The 4,561-nt window shown below is 71.9% G+C and carries 4 protein-coding genes; all 4 read left to right on the top strand.

What is annotated here, in order from left to right; all coding sequences use genetic code 11:
• The coding region (locus TA90_RS06360; RefSeq protein WP_043535205.1) for a glycoside hydrolase family 31 protein at positions 1-2,077 on the top strand (2,077 nt) is incomplete at its 5' end.
• A 67-nt stretch (positions 2,078-2,144) separates the two neighbouring features.
• Positions 2,145-2,909, top strand: a complete 765-nt coding sequence (locus TA90_RS06355) for a GNAT family N-acetyltransferase (RefSeq protein WP_043535204.1) — start codon at positions 2,145-2,147, stop codon at positions 2,907-2,909.
• A 56-nt stretch (positions 2,910-2,965) separates the two neighbouring features.
• Positions 2,966-3,583, top strand: a complete 618-nt coding sequence (locus TA90_RS06350) for an L-threonylcarbamoyladenylate synthase (RefSeq protein ID WP_043535203.1) — start codon at positions 2,966-2,968, stop codon at positions 3,581-3,583.
• Positions 3,584-3,720: 137 nt separating this feature from the next.
• Positions 3,721-4,561: AAA family ATPase (locus tag TA90_RS06345; RefSeq protein WP_043535201.1), on the top strand; the 841-nt coding region annotated here is incomplete at its 3' end.

Genomic DNA, 4,561 nt, shown 5'->3' with positions numbered 1-4,561 from the left:
CGGCACCTGGCGGTGGGGTGTGGACGACTCCCTGGAGGACATCCACTACCGGAACCTGGGTGGCACGGCGCGCACGCTGGACGGCGCCGACGGTCGGTGCGCCCTGGAACCGGGGGTCATGGACGGGCGCGGGATCAGCGCCCTGGAGGACCGCAGCGCGGCGATCAACGCCTCGGGGTGGGTGGAGCCGCGCGAGGCGGGCAGCCGGGACGTCTACGTGTTCGCCCACGGCACCGACTTCCGCGGCGCGATCGCCGACTTCTACCGGCTCACCGGCCCGCAGCCCGTGGTCCCGCGGTTCGCACTGGGCAACTGGTGGAGCCGGTACCACGCCTACAGCGACGCGGAGTACCGCGAGCTCGTCGACCGTTTCGAGGAGGAACGGGTGCCCCTGTCCGTCGCGGTGCTCGACATGGACTGGCACCTCGTCGACCTCCCCGAGGAGTACGGGTCCGGGTGGACCGGGTTCACCTGGAACAGGGAGCTCTTCCCGGATCCCCGCGACTTCGCCGCCTTCCTCCACGACCGCGGCCTGGCCCTGACCCTGAACCTCCACCCGGCGGAGGGGGTGCGCTCCTTCGAGGAGTCCTACACCCGTATGGCCCGGCGCCTGGGGGTCGACCCGGCCTCCGGTGACCCCTTGCCCTTCGACCCGGCGGATCCGGAGGGGATGGCCGCCTACCTGGAGGAGGTCATCGCCCCGCTGGAGCGTGACGGTGTCGACTTCTGGTGGATCGACTGGCAGCAGGGCTCGCACACGCGCGTCCCCGGCCTGGATCCCCTGTGGATCCTCAACCACCTCCACGTCCTCGCCTCGGCCGACGACCACGGCGGCCGCGGTCTCACGCTCTCGCGCTACGCCGGTCCCGGTTCCCACCGCTACCCGGTGGGATTCTCCGGTGACACGGTCGTCTCCTGGGCCTCGTTGGCCTTCCAGCCCGAGTTCACCGCGACCGCCTCCAACATCGGGTACGGCTGGTGGAGCCACGACATCGGTGGCCACATGTCGGGGGTGCGTGACGGCGAGCTGCAGACCCGGTGGGTCCAGCTGGGGGTCTTCAGCCCGGTCCTGCGCCTCCACTCGACGAACAACCCCTTCGGCTCCAAGGAGCCCTGGCAGTTCGGGATGCGCGAGTGCGCCGTGCAGGAGACCTACCTGCGACTGCGCCACCGGCTGGTGCCCTACCTCCACACGGAGCAGCTGTGGGGACACGACTCCCTCCAGCCCCTGGTCCAGCCGATGTACTGGGAGGATCCCACCTCCCGGGGCGCCTGGGAGGTGCCCAACGAGTTCATGTTCGGGCGTCAGCTCCTCGTCGCCCCGGTGACCACCCCCGCCTCGGGGGTCACCGGGCTGGGGCAGGTCCCCGTCTGGCTGCCCGCGGGCACCTGGACGGACCTCATGTCGGGACTGACCTACGAGGGCGGCCGCCGGGTCCTCATGCACCGCCCGCTGGAGACCCTTCCCGTCCTGGCCCGTCCCGGCACCGTGCTGCCCCTGGCCGGCCTGGACGGGGACGACCCGGAGATCGCGGGTGTCGGGCTCCCGGCGGGCCTGGAGGTGCTCGTCGTGGCCGGTGCGGACGGGGAGTACACCCTCCTCGAGGACGACGGCGTGGAGGGTGGGCGCAGTGCCTCCACGCGCATCGTCTGGGAGGACGCGAGCGGCACCCTGACCGTGCACCCGGTCACGGGGGACGCGACCCTGGTGCCGCCACGGCGCACGGTCTCGGTGCGCGTGCTGGGGGGTGACGGCTCCGCGGCGCAGTCGGCGGGTTCACGGGTCGACCCCGCCACCGGGGCCGTGCTCCGGGTGGCGGACACCTTCGCCGTGGAGTCCGGAGCGCAGGTACCCACCGGGGTGCTCGGAGGGGCCACCGCCGACAGGGCCGACCTCGTGCGTCGCATGCGGGAGTTGCTGGAGGCGGCCACGACCGGGCTCGACCTCAAGGCCGCACTCATGGGTGACCTCGCCTCCGGGTCCCGGGCTCGGGCGCTGTCGGGACTCGACTCCCACGGCACCCCTGAGGACCTCCGCTCCGCCCTGGTGGAGCTGCTCGCGGCCCGGGAGTGGTGAACCGGGCGCCACGCCGGGACGTCGCGCCCGCTCACCCGTAGACTTCCCGCAGGGGGAGGAGGTCGCCATGTGGGACTCGTACTGGGATGACCCGTGGGTGCTCGCGCAGTGGCCGCTGCTGCGCAGGCGCCGGCTGTCGGGGCTCGACGTGCGCGTGGGGACGACCGGCGACGGCGTCATCGTGCGTGTCCCGGAGGAGGGGACGACCTCCGTGCTGCTGGCCGGTGACGAGGCGGCCGCCCTCCTCGCCGAGGGTGCGCGCGGCTCCGATCGTGTCCTCGTGCTGGGGGACGTCGGTCCGTCGGTGCGTGCGGAGCTGTCCTCCCTGGGCTTCGAGGAACGGCGGACGTGGGACTGGTACTCGGTGTCGGAGGAGCGTGAACCCACCGACCAGGCGGTCGAGTTGCTTGATGACCCGACGGAGGTCCAGGCCCTGCTCACCGACTCCTACCCCCTGGCCGACCGGCGGACCTCCACCAACGGGCGCTGGTGGGGGGTCCACAGCGACGGGACCCTCGTCGCCGCCGGTGCCGCGGACACGTGGCGCGGCCACGCGCCGGACGGTTCCGTCGACTGGAACTCGCACCTGCGGTCCTTCACCGTGCGTCGTGACCACCGCGGCGAGGGGGTCGGCCTGGCGGTGTTCTCCCAGATCCTCTTCGAGGAGTGGCGACGCACCGGATGGGTGCAGTGGAGCACCTGGGGGGACTCCGAGGAGACCGCGGGGCTCATGCGCTCGATCGGCGTGGAACCGTCGACCCACGTGACGAACTTCCGACCCGTCGGGCTGGCATCGCCCGCCGGCGGTTACCCCGGCACCGAGACCGCCTGAACGACCGCATCCCGGGACTGCCTGCGCCCGCCGGTGACCTGGGGCACACTGGGGGCATGTCGTACGTGGAGATGCACCCCGTGAACCCGCAGGTCCGTTTCGTCAACAAGACGGTCGAGCTCCTCGAACAGGGTGGGACGATCGCCCTGCCCACGGATTCCGGCTACGCGGTGGCCTGCATGCTCGGCAACAAGGAGGGCATGGACGTCATCAGGGCCATCAGGCGCCTGGACGACAAGCACAACTTCTCGCTCCTGTGCCACTCCTTCGCCCAGCTCGGCGAACTCGTCATCGTGGACAACTCGGAGTTCCGCACGATCAAGGCCCTCACCCCGGGGTCCTACACGTTCATCCTGCCGGGCACCAAGGAGGTGCCCCGCATGACGCTCAACCGCAAGAAGCACACGGTGGGGGTGCGGATCCCCGACCACGTCATCACCCAGGCGATCGTGGGCGCGCTGGGGCAACCACTCCTGAGCTCCACGCTCATCATGCCCGGGGAGACGGAACCCCTCATCGACGGACACGAGGTCGACGAGCGCATCGGCAACCAGGTCGACCTGGTCATCGTGGGCCCGGTCGGCGACGCGGAGCCGACGACGGTCATCGACTACACCTCAGGGCGTCCGGTCATCGCCCGCCAGGGTGCGGGGGACACCTCGCTCTTCGCGTGAGCCTCCGCCCGTCGGCGGGGATCCCGGGTGCACCGGGGTGGGCACCACGGATCGACGGGCACCGTCGACCTCCCGGCCGCACGCGCACGCCCAGGGGGGACACGGCAGGTGCCCACGGTGACGCCTAGGCTGGGCGCATGGACCTCTTCGATGCGCAGGGTGTCGACGACGCGGGTGTCCCCGCCTACTCGGCCTCGGCCCCCCTGGCGGTGCGCATGCGTCCCACCAGCCTCGAGGAGGTCGTGGGCCAGGACCACCTCCTCGGCGAGGGCGCCCCGCTGCGCCGTCTCCTCGAACCGCCCCGGGAGGGCGCGCCCGTCGTCTCCTCCGTCATCCTGTGGGGTCCCCCCGGCACCGGGAAGACCACCCTGGCCTACCTGGTCGCCCGTGCCTCGGGACGCCACTTCGAGGAACTCTCCGCCGTCTCCGCCGGCGTGAAGGACATCCGGGAGGTCGTCGCAGCCGCCAAGCGGCGCACCGCCGCCACGGGTGAGGACACGGTCCTCTTCGTCGACGAGGTCCACCGCTTCTCGAAGTCCCAGCAGGACGCACTCCTGCCCGCAGTGGAGAACCGCTGGGTCACGCTGGTCGCGGCCACGACGGAGAACCCCTCCTTCTCGGTGATCTCACCGCTGCTCTCGCGCTCGCTCCTGCTCACCCTGCACCCGCTGGACGAGGCCGCGATCCGCGCCCTCGTGGACCGCGCCCTTGCGGACACGCGCGGCCTGGGGGGCCGGCTCACCCTCGGGGAGGATGCGGCGACCGCCCTCGTCCATGTCGCGGGGTCCGACGCACGCCGGTCCCTCACCCTGCTGGAAGCAGCGGCGGGTGCGGCCACCGACGCCGGCCGGGAGGAGATCTCGGTCGAGGACGTGGAGGCCGCCGCCAACCAGGCGCTGGTGCGCTGGGACCAGGACCAGCACTACGACGTGACCTCCGCCTTCATCAAGTCCATGCGCGGATCGGACGTGGACGCCG

The sequence above is a fragment of the Actinomyces polynesiensis genome (genome assembly GCF_000820725.1).
GTDB lineage: Bacteria > Actinomycetota > Actinomycetes > Actinomycetales > Actinomycetaceae > Pauljensenia > Pauljensenia polynesiensis.
Note: the sequence above shows the minus strand (reverse complement) of the source record. Positions and strands in the feature narration are given on the sequence as shown.